The sequence below is a fragment of the Longitalea arenae genome (assembly GCF_016924755.1).
Lineage (GTDB): Bacteria > Bacteroidota > Bacteroidia > Chitinophagales > Chitinophagaceae > Niastella > Niastella arenae.
In genome coordinates, this window is record NZ_JAFFJX010000037.1 from 1 (window position 1) to 5,863 (window position 5,863).

Below are 5,863 nucleotides of genomic sequence, written 5' to 3' on the forward strand. Positions count from 1 at the left end.
CACTTACAGCAAGCACTGCTGTAATCTGTAACCCGACAGCTGATCAGATCGCAGCTGCCTTTGGTACGGCTTCAGTGACCGACAACTGCTCGACTGGTCTTACCGCCACCTTTACCGATGGTGCAGAGACAGGTACCGGTTGTGACCGCTCTATTACCAGAACATGGACTGTGACAGATGCTTGCGGTAATACAACAACGCAAACGCAGACTATCACCTTCACCAGGGATACCGAAGCACCGGTTATTACACTTACTGCTTCAACAGCAGTAATCTGTAACCCGACAGCTGATCAGATCGCAGCTGCCTTTGGTACGGCTTCAGTGACCGACAACTGCTCGACTGGTCTTACCGCCACCTTTACCGATGGTGCAGAAACTGGTACCGGTTGTGACCGCTCTATTACCAGAACATGGACTGTGACAGATGCTTGCGGTAATACAGCCACTCAAACGCAGACCATCACGTTCACCAGGGATACAGAAGCACCGGTTATCACGCTTACTGCTTCAACCGCAGTAATCTGTAACCCGACGGCTGATCAGATCGCAGCGGCCTTTGGTACGGCTTCAGTAACCGACAACTGCTCGACTGGTCTTACCGCCACCTTTACCGATGGGGCAGAAACCGGTACCGGTTGTGACCGCTCTATTACCAGAACATGGACTGTGACAGATGCTTGCGGTAATACAGCCACTCAAACACAAACGATCACCTTCACCAGGGATACAGAAGCACCGGTTATTACTTGTGCACCATCACAAGCCTTCTGTATTGTGTCAGGCAACACGTACACAATTGCGCCATTGACAGCAACGGATAACTGTAGCACTGATCTAACGATCACCTACCAGGTTACAGGGGCGACAACAAGAAGCGGTACAGGAAATGATGCTAGTGGAATATTTAATGTAGGCGTGTCGACAATAACATGGACAGTTACAGATGCATGCGGTAATATTTCAAGGTGTACAACAGTGGTGACTATTAGTCCATTACCAGCAACCACACCAATCACCCATAATTAAAAATGAAAAGTAACAAAGAAATGAAGCCAAATTAAAATCACCCAAAGCTGCAAACATGCACACTGCCTGGCTCGAAAAGCAGTGTGCATGTAGCACTTTGTTCAGGATAACAAAAAAGACAACGTATGTATGCCGCTGGTAAAGCGTGCATGAATAAGCAGAATGTATAAACGGTTATTACATATCATTGTGTTGGTTTTGCTTTTGATAGGTGTTAAAGAGACATCTGCGCAAATGGCTATGCCGGATCATGTATGTATCGGAGCCACTAAAAAATATTCTGTAAATGACCCAAGCGTTCCCTCAACTTACACATGGAAAATAGATGGTGTTACACAACCCACCACAACCAATGAAATAACGATCACCTGGAATACGGTTGGTCAATTTCTCATTACCGTTCAGGAGCTCTCGGCAGATGGTTGTTTGGGAGAAATACAATCGGGAATTGTATATGTCTATCCTCATCAAGCTACCAATGAGGAGATCACGATCTGCGAGACGCAACTACCTTATATTTGGAACGGGAAAACGTTAACGGAGGCAGGAACAACAACAGTAACATTACAGACTGTCTACGGCTGCGATTCAGTGGTAACACTAACCCTGAATGTGATTGCAACTGCAACAGGCTCAGCAAGCGCCACCGTTTGCGCTAACCAATTGCCATATTTATGGAATGGAAACACATATAATGAAGCAGGGGTTTATAAGGACACGTTAACCAGTGCTGCCGGCTGTGACTCCATCGTAACGTTGACACTGAATGTAAATCCGGTAGTTACAGGATCCCAAACCGCTACTGTTTGCGAAAATGAATTACCTTACAACTGGAACGGAAACACCTATAACATTGCAGGAACCTACAAAGACACACTGACCAGCGCCGCTGGTTGCGACTCGATAGTAACACTAACACTGAATGTAAATCCTGTTGTCATTGGCACTGAATCTGCTACCGTTTGCGCCAATCAACTACCATTTATCTGGAATGGCAATACTTACAATACAGCCGGCACTTATAAAGACACTTTAACTAGCGCAGCTGGTTGTGACTCGATTGTCACTTTAACCCTCAACGTAAATCCTGTTGTAACAGGATCCGAAACCGCCACGATCTGCGCTAATCAACTGCCATACACCTGGAACGGTAATACCTACAATACAGCCGGCATTTATAAAGACACCCTAACCAATGCAGCTGGTTGTGATTCGATCGTTACGCTGACTCTCAATGTGAACCCTGCAGTAACAGGAGAGCAAACCGCCACAATCTGCGCTAATCAACTGCCATACACCTGGAACGGTAATACTTACAATACAGCCGGCACTTATAAAGACACCCTAACCAATGCAGCTGGTTGTGATTCGATCGTTACGCTGACTCTCAATGTGAACCCTGCAGTAACAGGAGAGCAAACCGCCACAATCTGCGCTAACCAATTACCATACATCTGGAACGGCAATACTTATAACGCAGCAGGTACTTACAAGGATACATTAACCAATGCTGCTGGTTGCGATTCGATCGTGACACTAACATTGAACGTTAACCCTGAAGTAACCGGAACGCAAACGACCACCATCTGTGCTAACCAACTGCCATACAGCTGGAACGGCAATAATTACAATGCAGCTGGATCTTATAAGGATACGCTGACTAATGCCGCTGGCTGCGATTCCATTGTAACATTGACCTTGAACGTTAACCCTGAAGTAACCGGAACCCAAACAGCCACCATCTGCGCTAATCAATTGCCATACAGCTGGAACGGCAATACATACAATGCTGCAGGCACTTATAACGATACATTAGTCAGCGCCGCTGGCTGCGATTCCATCATTACATTGACCTTGAACGTTAATCCTGAAGTAACCGGAACCCAAACAGCCACCATCTGCGCTAATCAATTGCCATACAGCTGGAACGGCAATACTTATGATGCAGCAGGCATTTATAAGGATACCCTGACAAATGCCGCTGGCTGCGATTCCATCATTACATTGACCTTGAACGTTAATTCTGAAGTAACCGGAACCCAAACAGCCACCATCTGCGCTAATCAATTGCCATACAGCTGGAACGGCAATACATACAATGAGGCCGGTACTTACAAGGATACATTAATCAGCGCAGCTGGTTGTGATTCCATTGTCACTCTTACTCTGACTGTCAAACCGAATGTAAGTAGTGAGCAAACCGTTGACATCTGCGGAAATCAATTGCCATACTCTTGGAATGGAAACACATATAATACAGCCGGCACTTATAAGGATACCCTGATTAGCGCTGCTGGTTGTGACTCTATCGCTACTTTAACCCTGACTGTCAAGCCAAATGTAACGGGCGCAGAAACCATTGACATCTGTGACAATCAATTGCCATACACCTGGAATGGAAACATATATAATGCAGCCGGCACTTATAAAGACACCCTGATCAGCGCTGCTGGTTGTGACTCTATCATTACTTTGACCCTGACTGTCAAGCCAAATGTAACCAGCGCAGAAACGGTTGAGATTTGCGAAAATCAATTGCCATATAGCTGGAACCGCAATACTTACAATGAGGCCGGCACTTACAAGGACACCCTGATCAGTGCAGCTGGTTGTGATTCTATAGTTACTTTGACGCTCACCATAAAGCCAAATGTTACTGGCGCAGAAACTGTTGAGATCTGCGGCAATCAATTACCATACCCCTGGAATGGAAACATATATAATACCCCAGGCACTTATAAGGACACCCTGATCAGTGCAGCTGGCTGTGATTCTATTGTTACTTTAATCCTCACCATCAAACCAAATGTCACTGGCGCAGAAACTGTTGAGATCTGTAACAATCAATTACCATACTCGTGGAATGGAAACATATATAACACAGCCGGAACTTATAAAGACACCCTGATCAGCGCTGCTGGTTGTGATTCCATTGTCACGCTCACATTGACTGTAAAACCAAATGTAACAGGTGCAGAAACAATTGAGATCTGCGGCAATCAATTACCATACTCTTGGAATGGAAACATATATAATGCAGCCGGCACTTATAAGGACACCCTGATCAGCGCAGCTGGTTGTGACTCTATCGTTACTTTAACCCTTACCATCAAACCAAATGTCACTGGTGCAGAAACTGTTGAGATCTGTAACAATCAATTACCATACTCGTGGAATGGAAACATATATAACACAGCCGGAACTTATAAGGTTACGCTGATCAGTGCAGCTGGATGCGACTCCATTGTCACGCTCACATTGACTGTCAAACCGAATGTAAATAGTGAGCAAACCGTTGACATCTGCGACAATCAATTGCCATACACTTGGAATGGAAACATATATAATGCAGCAGGCACTTATAAGGACACCCTGATCAGTGCCGCTGGTTGTGACTCCGTTGTCACTCTAACTTTGACGGTCAAACCGAATGTAAGTAGTGAGCAAACCGTTGACATCTGCGACAATCAATTGCCATACACTTGGAATGGAAACATATATAATGCAGCAGGCACTTATAAGGACACCCTGATCAGCGCAGCTGGTTGTGACTCCATTGTCACTCTTACTTTGACTGTCAAACCAAATGTAACCGGCGCAGAAACCATTAACATCTGTGACAATCAATTACCATACTCTTGGAATGGAAACACATATAATACAGCCGGCACTTATAAGGACACCCTGATCAGTGCAGCTGGTTGTGATTCTATAGTTACTTTGACGCTCACCATAAAGCCAAATGTAACCGGCGCAGAAACTGTTGAGATCTGTAACAATCAATTACCATACATTTGGAATGGAAACATATATAATGCAGCAGGCACTTATAAGGATACCCTGATCAGTTCAGCTGGTTGCGATTCCATTGTCACTCTTACTTTGACTGTCAAACCGAATGTAAGTAGTGAGCAAAACGTTGACATCTGCGGCAATCAATTGCCATACACTTGGAATGGAAACATATATAATGCAGCAGGCACTTATAAGGATACCCTGATCAGCGCTGCTGGTTGTGACTCCATTGTTACTTTAACCCTGACTATCAAGCCAAATGTCACTGGTGCAGAAACCATTGACATCTGCGAAAATCAATTGCCATACACTTGGAATGGAAACATATATAATGCAGCCGGAACTTATAAAGACACCTTGATCAGCGCAGCTGGTTGTGATTCCATTGTCACGCTCACATTGACTGTGAAACCAAATGTCACTGGTGCAGAAACTGTTGACATCTGTGACAATCAATTGCCATACACTTGGAATGGAAACATATATAATGCGGCAGGCACTTATAAGGACACGCTGATCAGTGCTGCTGGTTGTGATTCCATTGTTACGCTCACATTGACTGTCAAACCAAATGTTACCGGTTCGCAAATTGTTGACATTTGTGGTAACCAACTTCCTTACAGCTGGAATGGCAATATCTACAATGCGGCCGGAACTTATAAGGACACCCTGATCAGTGCAGCTGGTTGTGATTCTATCGTTACTTTAACCCTCACCATCAAGCCCAATGTAGCCAGCTCTCAAACCGTTGACATCTGTAACAATCAATTACCATACTCTTGGAATGGAAACATATATAATGCAGCAGGCACTTATAAAGACACCCTGATTAGCGCTGCTGGTTGTGATTCCATCGTTACCTTGACCCTCACTATCAAGCCGAATGTAACCGGCGCAGAAACTATTGACATCTGTAACAATCAATTACCATACTCTTGGAATGGAAACACCTATAATGCAGCCGGAACTTATAAGGATACGCTTATTAGTGCAGCTGGTTGTGATTCCATTGTTACGCTCACATTGACTGTCAAACCAAA

General features: G+C 44.7%; 2 protein-coding genes. Both read left to right on the forward strand.

Translation table 11 applies throughout. The annotated features are described in order from the left end of the window. Positions 1 to 1,028, forward strand: a 1,028-nt coding sequence (locus tag JT717_RS28215; protein ID WP_205514704.1) for an HYR-like domain-containing protein, incomplete at its 5' end; no start/stop codon positions are given. A 162-nt stretch (positions 1,029 to 1,190) separates the two neighbouring features. Then, positions 1,191 to 5,863: hypothetical protein (locus JT717_RS28220; RefSeq protein WP_205514705.1), on the forward strand; the 4,673-nt coding region annotated here is incomplete at its 3' end.